Origin of the sequence: Catellicoccus marimammalium M35/04/3 (assembly GCF_000313915.1) — a bacterium.
Classification (GTDB): domain Bacteria; phylum Bacillota; class Bacilli; order Lactobacillales; family Catellicoccaceae; genus Catellicoccus; species Catellicoccus marimammalium.
The window spans coordinates 82,088-100,028 of the sequence record NZ_AMYT01000017.1 but is presented as its reverse complement, the minus strand read 5'-3'; the positions used below and the strand labels follow the sequence as shown (position 1 = coordinate 100,028).

Here is a 17,941-nt window from a genome sequence, read left to right as displayed (position 1 = left end):
ATAGAACTAATACAATATTATGCATCAATACATTGTCATATAGATATAACAATGATAAAATTATTTGTGTATTTTAAATATTTTTGTATTTTATTTTTATATAGAATGAAGCAATAAAGTGAGCATTTTCTTTTTCTAATTATAACTATTGTGCAAATTCAAGTTACTATGATTTGGAATATTGTAAATATTTTACGTAGTGGTTATAAAGCTCATGAATATGAAAAAGTTATTTTATCAATGACAATTATTAAACGTTTTCACGATGTATTACGATCCACATGTGATGTAGTCATAGAAACGAGTAGAAAAACAGAAAAATTTGCTAATGAGATGTGTCAGAAAATGCTAAACAAAGCATTTGGATATGATTTTAATAATATTAGTTCATTTACATTTGAAACATTATTATCCAATCCAACCTATATTGAGGAGAATTTTCGTTCTTATTTAAACAAATTCTCTGATAATGTTCAAGATGTACTATCAAATTTTGAATTTGATAAAGAGATTAGTAAGTTAGTTTCAGAAAATATGCTATTTTATATGATTAAAGGATTTAATAAATCATCATCTTATTTTGGATCTAAAGCAGTTATTAGTACCGATATGGGATATATTTTTGAGGAATTAATACGGAAATTCTTTGAAAGTTATGAAGCTGATGGAGGAGAATATTTCACCAGTCGTGACATTATCTACTCGATGACCAATTTATTACTAGTGGATAAGAAAGAAGTGCTTCAAGATGATAGTATTACGACAACGATATATGATCAAACAATGGGAACAGGACAAATGTTAGGCGCGATGACTGAACGTATTCATCATTTAAATTATCACTTATGAGCAAGAGTGAAATCATGAAATGTCAGAGTAGATATGATGATTCGTGGTGGTAACGTGAATAATATGAAAAAAAGACGACATATTATCTAATGATCAGTTTATAGCTCATCACTTCAATTATTGTATTTCTAATCCGCTATTTGTCGTTGATTGGAAATCATCAAAGGAAGCAATCACAGAAGGAACAGAAGGATATGAAATGAGAGATGCTGGACGTTTTGCGCCTGGATATCCAAGAATAAATGATGGACAACTCTTATTCTAATTAAATGGATTGTCTAAGTTAAAAGAAACAGGACGTATAACTATTATTCATGATGGAGTTGCTTTATTTTCAGGAAATACAGAAGAAGAAAGTGCTATTCGTCAATATATCGTTGAAAATGATTAATTAGAGGGCATTATTCGATTACCAAATGATCTGTTCTATAACACAGATATTGCGATGTATATTTGAATTTCAACTAAAAATAAATTAGGTTACGAAACGGAAAAATGCAACTGGTTAATGTATCAAAATGTTATGAAAAACGTCGTAAAAATATTGGAAAGAAGCATGTTGATATTACAATACCTTGTCGTGATTTGATGGTTAAATTCTAGATTTACCAATGAACTACTAGAACATCAAAATTTGAGTATTGAATCTAAAGTATATAATAATTTATCTTTTGGTTATACAAAAGTAATGATTGAAAGTCCATTATCCATTAAAGGACGAAAAGATAGATATAGAAGATATACAGTTAACAAAAAATATTGATGAATACTTTGAACGTGAAGTTAAATCTTTTAATCTAGACGCCTAAATGACGCATAAGAAGGATAAAATTGGCTATAAAATTTCATCTGCACGCTTATTCTACATATACGAAGTACCTGAATCTTCATAAGTAATTGCTAAACATATTCAAGAATCTGAAGCGCAAATGTAAGAAAAATTTAATCCTCTACTTTCAGGAGATCAAGACAATGGTTAAGGGAATGAAGGACAATGGTATTGAGTGGATAGGTCAAATCTTAGAAGATTGAGAAATTGTGAAAATAAAAATAATATTATATATGTTGGTAGTGGATCTACTTCAAATTCAAATGATAATAAATACCATGGTGGAAATATCAAATGAATTCAATTTGGAGATTTATATGATAAAAAATATTCTAAAAGCAAAAAAATGCTAATTTAATTAATGTTAAAAGATTATAAAGCATTAAAAAGAATAGAAGCTCCATTTTTATGCATTACAATGTGTGAAGTATCAAAGAGAATATAAAAAACCAATGATTTATAAATGAATATAGGGAAAAAGAAATATAAAGTGCAGATGATAGTATAAAAATTCGAAAGCATTATTGATATGGAATATGCAATCAACTTCTAAATAAAGTGAAATATTTTAAAATAATCATTTCAATGAATTGAAACAAACTGAAAAAAGGATTACAATTCAAATTTAATAAGATAAAAAAGAAAATAATTCTTTGAGATTAAAAACTAAGAATATAAATTATAAAAAACAAAAAATTCTATTAGAAGAATAGAGAAATAACGAAAAACTTGGGTGATAATATGAATGGCTATGGGAAAACAAATAAGAAGTTTAAGAATTGTTATTTTATGTCATCAATGTTACTATGCAGTTTTTTTATATTGATAACATCTTCCGCAACATTCTTTAAGTATATTTTTAATGATAAGGGGAGCTGGAACTCATATAACGGAATATGTTTTTTAATAAATATAATAATTGCCTTGATTCTTTTTATTTGGGGTGTAGGTGGTATTTTTATCATTAGAAAAATTATAAAAAACATTTCTACAGGATCAGCACAACGCCAAATTAAAGAAGTAAAATTAAATACTTCATTTAATGAGGGGATTTGGGAATTTATTTTCAGCTATTTTTTACCACTATTCTCTAGTTTTTCATTATATGATTATCCTGTTGCTACAACGTTAATTTGTTGGGGTTCATATATAATAATTTATTATTTTAATAGTCATTCATCTGATTTATTGCCTAATATTTTTTTAATTGTATTTAATTATGGAATTGTTAGAGGGAATAGTACCTTATCTATAAACGGCTATCAAATTAATATGGATGTATACATTATTGTACCATTAAAAAATAAAGAAAAATATCTTGGTCAAAAAAAAGCTAATTGTATATTTTTAGGGGATAGAAAGCAACCTCTTAATATAGGAATTATTAAGGAGTGATAAACTTGGAAAATAATATTTTAATATTGAATTTATCGAATGATATTAATGATTTTGATAAACGAATGTATTTTTTGGGTGGACAATCTAATAATGAGATAGAAGATGAGTTGAAAAAAGTGAATTTTCCAACTGAAAAACAAAAGAAAAGAATTAGATCTTGGGAGGAAGCATTTGATAGTCATGAAAGATTTACTCAATATTATATTACATTTGGCGAAGAAATTTATAGTAGTAATATTTTAAATAAACTCTCAAGTAGTATTAAATCAGATAATCATGATTATATACCTTGTTTAGATGAATTGTGCTCTTGTTTTAAAACTACCATGTTAGTAATCTACATTAAAGATAATGAGGCTTTTATTTTTGAAGAAAGTATAAAAAATATTTATTTAAGTAATAAAAAGATTTTATTTTCTAAAGAAAAATGGCAAGAACAAAATTCATATAGATTGAAAGCCATTGATGAAATAATATCTCTTCCAGTAGATAGAAAAAAATGTATTGCTAGTATTGATTTTGATGAGGAAAGATTTTATATTTATAACAGTTATGCTTTTGATGATTGTTTTAATCTATCAGAGTCGCAAAAAATATCAGCTAAAAATAATATACAAAAATTTAGAGATAGTATTTATAAAATTGCTAATGATCAAGTGAAAGTAATAATAGATATTGATATAGATAATGAAGAAAAATTTAATAATTTGATAGAATCGGACTCTAAAATATATGATCCTTTATCAAAATATACAAATAATAGGAAACGAAAAATTAATAGTATAGATATAGAACGAGTAAAATCAGTTATCGATTATTTAAATGAGTATGTAAAAAAAATTGAAAATACTCCATTTACCAAAGATAAGGTACCTATATTTAATAACGGAGAATTAATTGTAACACTAAATAGTTTACCTATTTTTGCTGCATTATTAGATAATAAAATTATTGTTTCTTTATTAGAAGGAAAAGTTAAAATTCCCTATTATAACAATTAATTAAAAGATGGATATAATAATAATTCAAATGGATGAGCGGAATTTTGAAGAAGATATTGAATATGCAATGACGCAAAATGGTTGGAAGAGTGAGAAATTTCGAGAGGTTGGATATAATGTAAAACTAGGGTTATGTTGAAGAAGCAAATAGATTAGAAATAAGACGAAGGAAGTAAAAAAGAAAAAGCGAACTCTTAAGAGTCCGCTTTTTTTATAGGTTTTATTTTTTTAATGTAATAGCTTTATCTGTAAGATAACCTAAGAAATCGCCATCTTTTTGGCTGTACACTGCATAGTATACACTACCATCTGCACATTGGAATTTATCTTTTAGATAGACTTCTTTATTGGCCCATTTTTTAGTTGTGCTTTGAATATTATTGAAAGTGAAATCTTTCCATAAAACATAGTCTCGGCCATTGATAGTTCCTGTAGCTGCGACCGCAATTGGTGCACCTTCCATTGTTTTTCCACCATTATGACCTAAAGTAGTTGCTTTTTCATCGATATAGCCAACCCATTTATTATCGTTGTCATAAAGACTTAAGAAACGATCATTGTTTGTAGAAGTGTAGTATCCTTTTGCGAAATATGTTTTTTGATATAGTTTATCAGAAATCGTTTTTACTTTCGTTAATTCTTTGTCACGATAAATATTGAATCCTTTTTTCGTAATAGAAACATATTTTTTATAATTTTTGTATTTATCTAAGGTTCCTTTTGTATAAGAAATCGCATGGTCATTGACATAACCTAACCATTTATTTTCTTTGTTATAAAGGGAAGCGTAAGTCGCTCCGTTGAAGTGGTGATATTCACCTTTTACAAAAAGTACTTGTTGATATAGGTTATCGGTATTACCACGTTTCTTTTTAAATGTTAAATCTTTCCATAGATCATAATCTTTTTTCACAACTTTAGCATTGCGTTTTACAGAGTAATAAATACCCCCTTGGTCTGGCGCAACTTCCATATTTTTTTCAGAAAGATAGCCTAACCATTTATCTTTGTTGTTATAAACAGAGTAATATTTCACACCATCAATTGTGTAGTAACGTTTTGCTTTTAATGTTGTATGGTAATAATCTGCTAAATTCGCTTTTTTAGTTTTTAATGTTAAATCTTTATATGTGTAGTCAGAATTGTTAATTACAGAAACATAAGTATCTTTCAATTCTGTCGCTTCAGAAGTTGAAGTATCTCCTTTGATTACTCGACGAATAGAAGAAGGAGTACCTAAATTTTTCAGATCCATAGTTTTTACTTTAGAAGTACCACTTGTGGCGATGACTTGATTATCTCCAACATAAACACCGTTATAAGTATTATTATTGAAGAAGACCATATCTCCAGGTTGGATATCTTTCATCGTAACTGCTGTACCTTTAGTGGCTTGTTCACTCACAGAACGACCAACATTCATATTCAAGGCTGTTTTGTATACATATTGAACAAGTCCAGAGCAGTCAAAACCTGTTTCTGGAGTATTTCCATTCGCAGCATATTTCACACCAACTTGTTTTTTAGCTACATCTACTACTTTTTGTTGAGCTGTAGATAACGCTGCTTTTACTTTAGAAATTTGTGTTGCTTTTGCATCTGCAGGTTTTGTAGCTGCAGCACAAACTTCAGTGATTCCTACGCTAGAAACTGCCAATAAAATAGAAGTATTCATAATCCATTTTTTCTTCATCATTGTCATCCTTTCTGTAAGACCATTCACATGTCATATTCTGTAACTTTATTGTAACATTTTTGTAACGTTATAGGGTAGTAGTATTGAAAAAATTTTTGTTTTTTCAAGTTATCCATCATTATATAGTAAAAAACCTCTTCGTCAATAGTGAATCTTTTCTTAAGTGTGTTCATTATTGATAACTTTATTTATCTTCTATAATAAAGAAGAGGAGGAGAGTATAATGTTTCAATATAAGAAAAGGACGAAAAGAAGAAGAGAGGTCCATCCACAAAAGGATAGAGAGGATATGATTACTGCGATTCGCAAAATTTATAAAGAGGTGCATCCTTTACCGCAAGGAGTAGAAGAAATCCTTGTTCGCGCGATGAAACGATTGAACAAAGAAAAGGATATTGAATATGCGGCGTATCGAATTTGTACAGATTTAATATTAGAAAGTAAAAAAGATCCTACAATAGGAAGCATTTCTGCTTATCCTAAAGAAATTCAAGAACTATATGCATTGTGTTATGACATCGGGCAATATTTTTTTGAAGGATTATGTTGATATAAGAAAAAGCGAACTCTTAGGAGCTCGCTTTTTTGTATGTTTAATGAGTGAAGCCATAAGTTCCTTTCTTTTTCACCACATCAGAACCATCGACAAGATGAGCTTCATTCAATTCTTTAATACTATCTTTCAAGTCATTGATAAATTCAATGGCCTCATTCATTCCAAGGTCGGCACGACAGACGACACGTTGAACAATTAAATCTTGTAAATTTTTAGACATTGGATAGGTAGGGACTTGCCAACCACGCATACGTAAATGATCAGATAAATCATATAACGTCCAAGGAACATCAATCTCTTCTTTTAATGTATAACAAAGAACAGGTAAGTGTTCGGCACCATTTACCATGGTGAAGTATCCAGTTTCTTTCAATTCTTTTTCGATATACATCGCGACTTTATGCGTACGTAAATGGATTTCTTTATAACCATCAAAGCCAAAACGAATGAAATTATAATACTGTCCAATAATTTGTGAGGCACTACGAGAGAAGTTAATTGCCATCGTAGGAAGTTCACCACCAAGGTAACTAACATTAAAGATCAATTTTTCTGGTAGATATTTTTTATCACGCCATAATACCCAGCCAATTCCAGGATAAACTAAACCATATTTATGTCCTGAAGCATTAATAGAAATGACATTTTTTAAACGGAAGTCCCAAGGAATTTCTGGTTCTACAAAAGGAGTATAAAATCCTCCTGAGGCAGCATCGACGTGAATATAAACCGGGAACTCACTTTCTTGGTTATGTTTTTCTACTAAAGCATCCAATGTTTTTAAATCGTCATAGCGGCCACTATAGGTGATGCCCATAATGCCAACAATCCCGATGGTATATTCATCGACATAATCCATCACGGTATCCATGTTTAAAGAAAGATGTTCTTTATCCATAGGAACTTCACGCAATTCAATATCCCAATAGGTACAAAATTTCTCCCAACAAACTTGATAACCAGAAGAAATGACAAGATTTGGTCGTTGTTTTGTTCGATCTAATCCTTGAGCTTCTGCTCGTTGTTGCCAAGAGAATTTCATCGCGATTCCTGCTAACATACAAGCTTCAGAAGAGCCGACAGTAGAAGTTCCAATAAATTCTTCTTTTTCAGAAGCGTGCCACAAATCTCCAATAATATTCACACAACGATTTTCAATCTCTGTCATGCGTGGATATTCAGACTTATCAATCGCATTAATCGATAAGGTTTGTGCCATTAATTCTGTAGCTTCTGGTTCCATATAGGTTTGGCAGAAGGTTGCTAAATTTTGACGAGCATTTCCTTCATCCACTAACTGGTCTTGAACTACACGAGACGCGATGCGTGGCTCTACTCCTTTTTGATTCAAACGATATTTTGGCAGTGGATCTCCTTCAAGAGAAGAACCAAAAATTGGATCTAAGTAAGGATTTTCCTCCTGATTCTTTTTTCCATATAACATCCAATCACTCCTTTTTCATTTTTACTACCAAGTTCATTTTATCACTTAATGGTTAGAAAATAGAAAGAGAAGGATTGAGGGAAAAGAATTGAATAACAGAGAGAATTGCAATGAAGAATTGTTTTTATTATGATAAAATTAGTTTTATTATTAAAGAATATAGATGAATTTTAAGAAATATAGAGGAGATAAAATGTCAAAGATAGAAGCTCATGAAGAAACATTAAAAAGTTATTTGCAAATAGAAAATGGTTCATTATTCATTCCTTATTCTCAACGTCCTTATGAATGGACAGAGAAGCAGGTAAAGCGATTATTTGAAGATCTAATTATATTGAATAATTCAAATGTGGAAATACATATGTTGAATTTTTTTACCTTGTCAAAAGAAAATGATAATTTATCTATTTTTGATGGACAACAACGGACAATTACCACCATATTATTTATCGGAGCAATAGCTAATATTGCTAAAAAAGAAGGGTTTACAAAATTAGGAAAAGAAATCGTAGAAACATATATAAAGAAAACAGGAAGTGAATTGGAAGGAAATAATGATAAATTGAAAATTCTTTTTGATTCAAATCATAAAGAATCTGAATCATTTTTGTATTCTATCATCGAAGATCCTAATTATACTATAGATATCGACAGTATAGATTCAGGTTCTAAAAACACTGTACAGTCAATTGAAAAAAACTATCATTTATTAGAAAAACTTATCGATGATTATTTAAAAGATTCTAACTTTAATACTTTGGAAGATAATAGTAAGAAAAAATTTATCATTTCTCTTTTTAATGATATCCTTACTAAAACTCAATTGATAACAATAATAACAGAAAATGATAGTTTAGCAATGGCTATGTTTGAAACATTGAATAATACTGGAAAACAGTTGGAAAATTTTTTTGTTTTGAAGAATGATATTATTTCTACAACAGATGTAGAGCCAATAAAAGAACTTTGGGAAAATATAGAAGTTTCTTTGGATAGTATTAATTACAATCAATTTCTTACTACATTTGCAACTATTTTGTTAGGGAAAGTATCAAAGGATAATTTGTTGAATAAATTATATAGTATATTCCCAAAGAAAGATGTTCAAAAAATGAAAGAGTTATTGAAGTTGATGGATGAAGGATCTATTAATTATCGATATATATGTATTCCAGATACAATGTATAACAATAAAAAATATACTAATACTTATGAAATAGAAAAATTTATTAAATATTCTCGTGCAATTGATTTATTTCATATTCGACAACATTTTCCTATATTGCTAGCAATGTTTATGCATCCATCTCAATATTTACTAGAAGATATCATCAAAGTTCAAAAATCTATTTTAGCTCTAACTATAAGTAAATTTTATTTTTGTTCTGAAAAGGCTAATAAAATTGAAAAATCATTTGCTAACTTAGCTCATAAGATATATACAGATAAAATCAATACATTAGAAATATTAGAAAATATAAAAATAGAATTTCCTATTCTAAATTTATTAAAAAATAATATTGAAAATTTTGAGGTACGTAGGCAAAATCATAAAATAAAATTTTTATTAAGAGAAACTTATAATCATAAATATAATAAAGAAACGGTTATTAAAGAAGATACCAAAAACATTCATTATGAACATATATTACCTCAAACTATTAGTAGTGATAGTGAATGGAGTAAGATGTTTACTGTTGAAGAACATGAAAGATATTATAAGTATATAGGTAATGGTACGTTATTATTGAATTCTATTAATGCATCTATTAAGAATAGTGATTTTAGCATAAAAAAAAGTAAATATTTAGAAAGTAGCATTATTGAAAATCAAAAATTGTGTTTAGAAAATGATATATGGGATAAAAAAGCTATTGAAAGAAGAACAAAATCTTTAGCTGTAGATATTATCAAATACTTAAATTCTCTATGTAATGTTTATACAGATATATAAATAAAAAAGATGATGGGTTTTCATCATCTTTTTTATTTTGAAAACCTTTCCAAATATTAAAAAAATGTTAAATCAATGATATGATAAAAATATGAAAAATTTTGTTATCTTATCAAGGAGGTCTTATGATTAATAAACAAAAAAGTGCAGGGATAGCCTATTTATTGGAAATTTTACTTTTCAATTTTGGGGCAGGATGGTTTTATTTAAACCGTATTGCTCATGCAGTCATTCATTTAGTATGTGGACTTATTTTTGGTTCTATATCTTGGTATATGGCTTGGTTATTAATTATTGCTAATCGATTGGATGCAATAAATGATACTAGTATTTATGTAACGAATCTAATGACAAATACACCTATTCGCTTCTTGATTTTTGTTTTATACATCTTTTGGTTCATTTGGGATATGATTGTATTGAAGAGTGCAATCGATGAAACGAATAAAGAAATTATGGAACAAGATCAAAATTATATGATGCGAATGTCACAAATGTTTGGTCATAATCCACAGTCACCTGTTCCAACTTCTGCAGCTACTCCAGTAGAACAAAAAGTGGAACCAACTACAGTTCAACCTACAACGCAACGTAAAAAACAAGCAACAAGTACAATGAATAATCAATTGGATTCTAAAGCTTGGGCAAAAGTAGTACAAAATGAAAAACAAACAGAGGAATATCAAAAATTCCAAAATGCGTACTATGATATTACGAATCATTTAGAAAATGGAAAATTAAAACGTAGTTATCAACTATTGGAAGATGAGGATTATGTAACAGCGAGTCAATATTTTGAAGAATTGTTGATTGCTGGAGAAGATCAATCTTTAGTTTATTTGGGTCGTAGTTTAGCAAATTTAGAAATTCATTCTCCAGAAATGATGTTCTTATGCGGACACATGTTAAAAAAAGATAATAATTTCCAACGTGGAAGTCGCTTAGAGGATGAAGGTCATACGATTTATGAATTATTCAATCAATTAATGCAACGAGCACAGAAAAAATATGAAGCAATTGTGGTTTATCAGTCGGTAGAAGCTCGAAAAAATATGAATTATGACCAAATTATTCATGAATTAACTCCTTATAAAGAGGAATTAAATTCAGAGATTTTTTCTCGTTTACAACAAGAACGAGAAGAGATTTATAATCGCTCAGTGAAAATGCAAGAAGAAGAGACTCCTTCTATTGAGTACTTCACCACATTACATTCTCAATATGCTTGGTGTGGGGAATATAAAGACGCACCACAACGAATGAAAGAATTAACAGAACAAAGAATGGTATTTGAAGCCCAACAGAAGAAAAAAACTCAACGTTTATGGATTACCATTGCTTCTTCTATTGCAGTTCTTGTCGTGGTTAGTGTTTCTGGATATTTTATGTATCGCAATTATGAGGGAAGTACTTCTTTAAATCACTTAAGCGTTAAAGAACGTATGGCTATTGAAGAATTTTGTAAGAAAAATGAATTGAATTCCAAAGAATTTATTTGGAAAAAAGAAAAAGATTCAAGTAAAGAATTTATTTATATTACTTATGAGCCAATTCAATTATTTAAAGATAGTCCACAAGAAGAGGGCTCTTCAGAAATCGGTCGAGATCAAACGATTTATATCAATCCTAAAGATAAAAAAGAATAGAAAAAGTAATAATGGTTGGATAAAAACATAAATGGAGAACATGATGTCAGAATTCAATCAACAGAAAAATGAATTATTAAATGAACTAGAAAAACTAGAAGATGGAGGAACAAAAGAACCACCAAAAAAAGGAAGTTCTTCGTTTTTTACTCCCAAACAAAAGAAAACAGAAAATAAAAAAAGTATCGTAGGTATGATTTTACCTATTTTATGTGTAATTATCTTTATTGGTATGATTGGTATGATTTTACAATTTAATGCCTCTCGCACACAATCAACAAAAGATAACTCCGGCTCTATCGTAGCACCTTCGAATCGTGAAGAAATGAAAAAAGTTCTTTCTAGTGCCAAAGTTTCATTAGTAGATAATAGATTATATATTGACCAAGAAGTCAATCATAATACATTAGTGCGCTCTACATTATCTGTAGAGAAAAAAGATGGAAACTATATTTTTGAATCAGCGGATAATTTTGTACGCTATGAAATTGGTAGTGGCTCTTTATTAACGGATGCTACAGTAGAGACAGATGATAATACGTATGATTTTAATACCAATTCAGATGCGATGATGAATTATGATAATACTCATGATGGAAATGGACAATATTTTGTCCTATCTAATGAAAATTTAGAAGATAGTGATATCGATATGTTAGAAGTTTTACAAAATATGGCTTCTAGCGATAATGTAAGCATTCATTATACTACAAGTGGTGGGTCAGGAGAAGAACCGATATCCACAGAAGATGCAGAAGATACTTATAATAAAATGCAAGAAAATACAGAAATGGCAAAAGTCTTAGAAAATCAAAGTATTTCAATTGATGAAGCCCAAAAATACTTGGAAAAAGGGAAAGAAGAGCGCAAAAAAGTATATAAAGAACAAGCAGCACAAGCGAAAAAAGATTTGAAGAAATACACAAAAATCAAGCGAGGAAATTCTACATACTGCCTTCGTTCTCTAAGTGAAGACGTATCTGTCGGCTACTTATTTGTCAAAACAGATGATGGAAATGTTGCAGGATCACCTTGTGTAACGTTTAGAAATAATGTTTATTTAAGTGATGTTACTTTTGAATCAGAAAATGAAACTTTCATGTTTGATGATGGAGATTCTTCAGATTCTATTGTCACTTACTTTGATTATAATGGAGAAAAATATACAGCACTAATTCAAACTTCAAATAAACTAGATGTTGTCAATGTAATGAATGCTCTTTCTAAAACAGGAGCAGATATGCGCGCAATCGCCCAAAACTTCAGTGATTCAAATACACAGTATTTTGATGCAGAATTTTATGGTAAAATCTATAAATCTTTACAAGTAGTTATGGATGAAGTAAAACCTTTACTTGGTGAAAAGTATAGTATATTAGATTAATACAGAACAAGACGATGAATTTTCATCGTCTTTTTTGTTGGAAAACGTTTTTATCTTTATTTTTTATTAATTTATGGTATATTTATGATAATAAAAGAAGAAAGATTCTAGAAAAGAGGCGTAGTATGAAGTGGTATGCTGGGGGACAAGAACGAAAAAAGGTCGCAATGAAATTATTGATTGAGTTATATCAATCGACAGAAGACCCTATTTTAAAAGAATTCTTTGCGAAATACATTAGAGAGTTAGATTGGGGGACTTCGATTCCTTTTGCATTAAGCGCGATGAATATTGAAATGGCAAGTGTCTTGTTGAAAAATAAAATTCTATTGACAAAAGAACAGGAAGAAAAAGTCGAAGAATTGAGAAAAATGTCAAATATTCGCTATGGTTACCCTAACTAAAAAGAAGAGAGAAAGTAAGACAAATCAAAAATATAGAAGTAAAATGGAATTAAAAGAAAAAGAGTGAGGGTTACAATGAATATTGATAAATTTATTACTCGTTCCATTTTAGTCTGTATTTTTGCTTTCTTTGTCTTAGAAACTATCCTTCCTGGATCTTGGGTCTCTTAGATAAAAGAGCATGCGATTTATATCATTGCCTTATATATTGTTTTTATGGATGGTTTTGGTGAATCTTTGATTTATCGTATAGCTGCATTATTTGGCGAAGATCTAGATGGAAGTGCGAATTATAAAGGTAAACATAGTAAGAAAAAATAAGTGAATGAAAGAAAAAGAGAGTGGTTGGATGTCAAAAAAAGAAGAGCAACAATTGTTGCAGCAAATTCATTTAGCGTATAACGATGTAGTGAAGACAAGTCCTGAATTTGCACAATTATTATTGGATGCGTATCAATCGATTGAAAAAGGCGAATCCTATCAAATTATTTGTACAAGAATTGGCTATACTTGTGCTAAGTATGCATTGAATCATTATTCAGAATTAACAGAAAATGTCGCCAATTGCATTCAATTGATTGAAAAAATTGATCGTACCTATCGAGGATGGGCAACGATTATTTAAGAAATGAAATAAGAGAGATGAGAATGAAAATTCTCATCTTTTTTATTTTAAATCCATATTTTTTTATAAAATAATCTATGGTATGCTTAAAAATGAATAGGAATAATGGAGGAAAAGAAATATGAGTATGTATGTTATCCCTGCGAATACAAAATATTATGACGTTTGTAGCGCATTTTTAGAAAATAAAGAAATTGACTGGACACAACGAGGAAATTTTGAAGTAGGTGATTATATATATATCTATTTGGGAGAACCTTATCAAAAAATTGCATTTTTAACAGAGGTAACAGAGATTAATATTCCTTTTGAATTTTCAATTGATGATTCGAAGTATTGGATTGACCCAACAAAAAGACAAAATCAAAATCAAAACTTTGTGCGATTAAAATTGGTATATAATCTTTTGGAAAAAGGTGGTATTTCTTATTCAGAATTAAAAGAAAAAGGTTTACGAGGAAATATACAAGGAGTTCGTAAAGTTTATAAAAATTCTGTAGAGCCTCAACTAAAATGGGGAGATTATTTGATTCGTAGAACAAAGAATATTATAAGTTAAAAATAAAACATACAAATGATGGAAGGATTATATATGGAATATAAAATAGATACATATGATTTTGATAAAAATTTAAAAAATGAAATAGAAAATAATGATAGCATTAATGAATGGCCAGTTGTATATATGATACATGGTAAAAATGAAATGTATATAGGAGAGACAAATGATGTAAATATGCGTATGAATCAGCATTTGTCTACAAAAGAACGATATACAAAATTAAATCGAGTAAATATCATTTCTAATGAAAAGTTTAACAAATCTGCAATCCTAGATTTAGAAGCTTTATTAATTGAATATATTTCCGCAGATGGTAGATATAAGTTACAAAATAGAAACGGTGGTCAAAGTAAAAATCATAAATATTATCAAAAAGATATGTATTTAGATTCTTTTGAAAATTTATGGAAACAATTAATGGAAAAAAAATTAGTTAACCATACTTTAGAAGAAATTAAGAATACAGATTTATTCAAATATTCTCCATACAAAACTTTTACTAATCAGCAAAATTCTATTGTTAAATCTATAATCAACAAAATTTTAAATGATCATAATAGTAATCATAAAAATTTTATTATCGAGGGAGGCGCAGGAACAGGGAAAAGTGTTTTAGCTGTATATTTGGTTAAGCAATTAACGGATATATTTAAAGAAAAAAATATTGATGTTAATATAGCTCTTGTCGTTCCAGTAAAATCATTGAGAAAAACTTATAAAGAGGTATTTGGACAAATTTATGGATTAAAAAAATCTATGGTTGTATCTCCAACGGAAACCTTTAAAAAAGATTATGATATTTTAATTGTTGATGAGGCACATAGGCTAAAACGTAGATTTGGACTGACAAATTATAAATCTTTTGACAACAATAATAAGAAAATTAAGGATGAAAATGGAACAGAATTAGATTGGATTTTAAATAATTCGAAATATTCAATATTTTTTTATGATAGAGGACAATCTGTATTACCATCTGATGTAAGAAGCTCTCAATTTAGAAAAATTATGACTAAAGATAATATCTACAAATTAGATACTCAAATGAGAGTTATAGCAGGAGATGAGTATATCAATTTTATTAATGAACTATTTAAAGATAATAATTTATACCGTTTAAATCAATATTCTATCAAAGACTATGATCTAAAATTATTTACAAATTTAGATAATATGATTAATAGTATTAAAAAATTAGATGATGAGTATGGACTATGTAGGATAGTCGCAGGTTATTCATGGGATTGGAAAACTAAAGAATTAACTTATAAGGAAGCTATAGAGAAGGATATCTATGATATTGTGATTGGAAATACCAAATTAATATGGAATAAAAAGGATGAAGACTGGATTAATAGTGAAAATTCTATTAATGAAGTTGGTTGTATACATACAGTTCAAGGATATGATCTTAATTACGTTGGGGTAATTTTCGGAAAAGAAATAGATTATATTGATGGTCACTTTGTAATATATAAAGATAATTATAAAGATAAAAAAGGTAAATTGAAGGCTACCGAAATTTCTTTGAAGGATTATGAAGCTTCTTTAAAAGAGTATATTATTAAAATTTATAAAGTTTTACTAAGTAGAGGGATTAAAGGATGTTATATCTACTGTGTAAATCCAGGATTGAGAGAATATTTTTCTAAAGCATTTGATATAGCATCTCATTAAATTATATAAGAAGGTATTTTAATTATGAACAAAACAAATTATGTTAGAGAAATAGTGGATAGCTATTGTGTATTAGATGTAGAAACCACTGGATTATCTCCTTATTTAGATAATATAATTGAGGTTAGCATCTTAAAAGTTGAAAATAACCAAATTATTGATACATATTCACAATTAGTTGACCCTGAAATTACTTTGGATGATTTCATAATTAACTTAACAGGCATTGATAATAATATGTTGGTAAATATGCCTAAAATATATGAAATAGAGAGTGAAGTGTTAAACTTTATAGGCACTGATATTATTGTAGGACATCATACTTCATTTGATATACGATTTTTATCTCAAAACTTTAAAGAAGAAGTGAACAATAAATATATTGATACAATACAATTTTCTAGAAAGCTGTATCCAGAGTTAAGAAATTATAAGCTTTCAACTTTAACAGAATATTTGAATTTACATGAGAATACACATAGGTCTTTGGATGATTGTATATCAACAAAGGAACTATATGATAGGATTAAAAATGATATGAAAGAGAAAAATTTAACGATTCAAGATTTATGGAAAAAAAGCTATAAATCTAAATCCAAATTAGATCTTACTTCTATACATCCAGAAAATGAAAATATAGATGAAGATAATTTCTTTTTTAATAAACATATTGTTTTTACAGGGAAATTAGAAACAATGACTAGAAAAGAAGCTTGTCAATTAGTAGTTAATAAAGGTGGAATTTTAGATAATTCTGTTTGTAAGAAAACAAATTATTTAATATTGGGAAATAATGACTATAATAAGTCTATTAAAGATGGAAAATCAGTAAAACAAAAGAAAGCAGAAAATTTAAAATTAAATGGGCAAGATATAGATATTATAGATGAACAAACTTTTTATGATTTAATTAATGAATAACTTTTATAAAACGAGTCCTTGATGGCTCGTTTTTTGCTTTCTAATTGTGAAAAATGATTCATGTTGTCAAAAAATAGGCTTTTCGTTACAATGAAGGTGATTGAGAAAGGTTTTCATTTAAACCTGTTTCTCAATACTATGGATAATAATGGAGATAATGAAATGGAAAAACTATTGACGTTACCTTTATGGCAGTTAGCTCTTTTAGCGACGTTATTTACCTATGGGATGACGGCTTTAGGAGCAGCATTGGTTTTCTTTTTTAAAGAGATTAAACCCAATGCGCTAAAATTAATGCTAGGCTTTGCTTCCGGTATCATGGTGGCAGCAAGCTTTTGGTCTTTACTAGATCCTGCGATTGAAAAGGCGGAGGAAAATGGACAAATTGCTTGGCTAATTGTCGCAGCAGGATTTGCTTGTGGAGGATTAGTGTTGTATTTAGCAGATCGCATTTTACCACACTTACATATTGGAGCAAGTGAGCCAGAAGGGAAAAAGACGAGTTGGCAACGAAGTGTTCTTTTAGTGCTATCAATTACTTTGCATAATATTCCAGAAGGATTAGCAGTAGGGGTGGCTTTTGGAGCGCTTCAAGGAAGTAACAATATGGAACAAGCACTGATTGGTGCGATGACGATTGCGCTAGGGATGGGGATTCAAAACTTCCCAGAAGGGGCAGCAGTATCCATTCCATTGCGTCAAGAAGGAATGAGTCTTGGCAAATCCTTCTTCTATGGACAAGCATCAGGAATCGTAGAGCCAATCTTTGGGGTGTTAGGAGTACTTTTAGTTACGAGCATGGCTAGTATTTTACCGTTTGCCTTAGCTTTTGCGGCAGGCGCGATGATTTATGTAGTAGCAGAAGAACTAATTCCCGAAGCCAAACAATATGGAAATGATCATTATATGGTTTTTGGTCTAATGGCTGGATTTATTATTATGATGATTTTAGATGTAGCGTTAGGCTAGAAGATAAAAGAAAAGAACCTAGTATC

The 17,941-nt window shown here is 29.0% G+C and carries 15 protein-coding genes; 13 read left to right on the top strand and 2 right to left on the bottom strand.

The annotated features are described in order from the left end of the window. Nucleotides 1–150 precede the first annotated feature (150 nt). The 3 genes from C683_RS06650 (at nucleotide 151) to C683_RS03240 (ending at nucleotide 4,077) form a co-directional block, all read left to right on the top strand. Nucleotides 151–849 carry a type I restriction-modification system subunit M gene (locus tag C683_RS06650; protein WP_244425055.1) on the top strand — a complete coding sequence of 233 codons (699 nt, stop codon included), beginning with the start codon at nucleotides 151–153 and terminating at the stop codon, nucleotides 847–849. 1,570 nt (nucleotides 850–2,419) lie between these two features. Beyond that, entirely contained in the window at nucleotides 2,420–3,073 is a 654-nt protein-coding gene (locus tag C683_RS03245) for a hypothetical protein (RefSeq protein WP_009489951.1), read from the top strand. A 5-nt stretch (nucleotides 3,074–3,078) separates the two neighbouring features. Continuing rightward, nucleotides 3,079–4,077, top strand: a complete 999-nt coding sequence (locus tag C683_RS03240) for a hypothetical protein (protein ID WP_009489950.1) — start codon at nucleotides 3,079–3,081, stop codon at nucleotides 4,075–4,077. Between the two features lie 220 nt (nucleotides 4,078–4,297). On the opposite strand, the gene C683_RS03235 is transcribed toward C683_RS03240, so the two are convergent. Beyond that, a complete protein-coding gene (locus C683_RS03235; RefSeq protein ID WP_009489948.1) occupies nucleotides 4,298–5,770 on the bottom strand; it encodes a C40 family peptidase in 1,473 nt (490 codons plus the stop codon). 226 nt (nucleotides 5,771–5,996) lie between these two features. Here C683_RS03235 and C683_RS03230 point away from each other — a divergent pair, with 226 nt between their 5' ends. After that, nucleotides 5,997–6,323, top strand: coding sequence for a hypothetical protein (locus tag C683_RS03230; RefSeq protein ID WP_040388634.1), 327 nt, complete (start codon nucleotides 5,997–5,999; stop codon nucleotides 6,321–6,323). 43 nt (nucleotides 6,324–6,366) lie between these two features. Here C683_RS03230 and gad read toward each other — a convergent pair whose 3' ends face one another. Continuing rightward, nucleotides 6,367–7,773 (bottom strand): glutamate decarboxylase, encoded by a 1,407-nt coding sequence (gad, locus tag C683_RS03225; protein WP_009489944.1) that lies wholly within the window; start codon nucleotides 7,771–7,773, stop codon nucleotides 6,367–6,369. A gap of 193 nt (nucleotides 7,774–7,966) precedes the next feature. On the opposite strand from gad, the gene C683_RS03220 reads away from it, so the two are divergent. The 9 genes from C683_RS03220 (at nucleotide 7,967) to C683_RS03180 (ending at nucleotide 17,915) form a co-directional block, all read left to right on the top strand. Then, entirely contained in the window at nucleotides 7,967–9,727 is a 1,761-nt protein-coding gene (locus C683_RS03220) for a DUF262 domain-containing protein (RefSeq protein WP_009489942.1), read from the top strand. A gap of 125 nt (nucleotides 9,728–9,852) precedes the next feature. Further along, the gene (locus C683_RS03215) at nucleotides 9,853–11,373 is read left to right on the top strand and encodes a TM2 domain-containing protein (protein ID WP_009489940.1); all 1,521 of its coding nucleotides are present in this window, start codon (nucleotides 9,853–9,855) and stop codon (nucleotides 11,371–11,373) included. A 43-nt stretch (nucleotides 11,374–11,416) separates the two neighbouring features. Continuing rightward, nucleotides 11,417–12,757 (top strand): hypothetical protein, encoded by a 1,341-nt coding sequence (locus tag C683_RS03210; RefSeq protein ID WP_009489938.1) that lies wholly within the window; start codon nucleotides 11,417–11,419, stop codon nucleotides 12,755–12,757. Between the two features lie 125 nt (nucleotides 12,758–12,882). Continuing rightward, nucleotides 12,883–13,161, top strand: a complete 279-nt coding sequence (locus tag C683_RS03205; protein WP_009489936.1) for a bacteriocin immunity protein — start codon at nucleotides 12,883–12,885, stop codon at nucleotides 13,159–13,161. A 349-nt stretch (nucleotides 13,162–13,510) separates the two neighbouring features. Beyond that, complete coding sequence (locus C683_RS03200; protein ID WP_161599366.1) at nucleotides 13,511–13,786, top strand: bacteriocin immunity protein; 276 nt, start codon at nucleotides 13,511–13,513, stop codon at nucleotides 13,784–13,786. Nucleotides 13,787–13,907: 121 nt separating this feature from the next. Next, nucleotides 13,908–14,345, top strand: coding sequence for a hypothetical protein (locus C683_RS03195; RefSeq protein WP_009489932.1), 438 nt, complete (start codon nucleotides 13,908–13,910; stop codon nucleotides 14,343–14,345). Between the two features lie 33 nt (nucleotides 14,346–14,378). Beyond that, nucleotides 14,379–16,025 carry a DUF2075 domain-containing protein gene (locus tag C683_RS03190; RefSeq protein ID WP_009489930.1) on the top strand — a complete coding sequence of 549 codons (1,647 nt, stop codon included), beginning with the start codon at nucleotides 14,379–14,381 and terminating at the stop codon, nucleotides 16,023–16,025. Between the two features lie 24 nt (nucleotides 16,026–16,049). Continuing rightward, complete coding sequence (locus C683_RS03185; RefSeq protein ID WP_009489927.1) at nucleotides 16,050–16,946, top strand: BRCT domain-containing protein; 897 nt, start codon at nucleotides 16,050–16,052, stop codon at nucleotides 16,944–16,946. 162 nt (nucleotides 16,947–17,108) lie between these two features. Beyond that, complete coding sequence (locus C683_RS03180) at nucleotides 17,109–17,915, top strand: ZIP family metal transporter (protein WP_009489925.1); 807 nt, start codon at nucleotides 17,109–17,111, stop codon at nucleotides 17,913–17,915. Nucleotides 17,916–17,941: the final 26 nt, after the last annotated feature.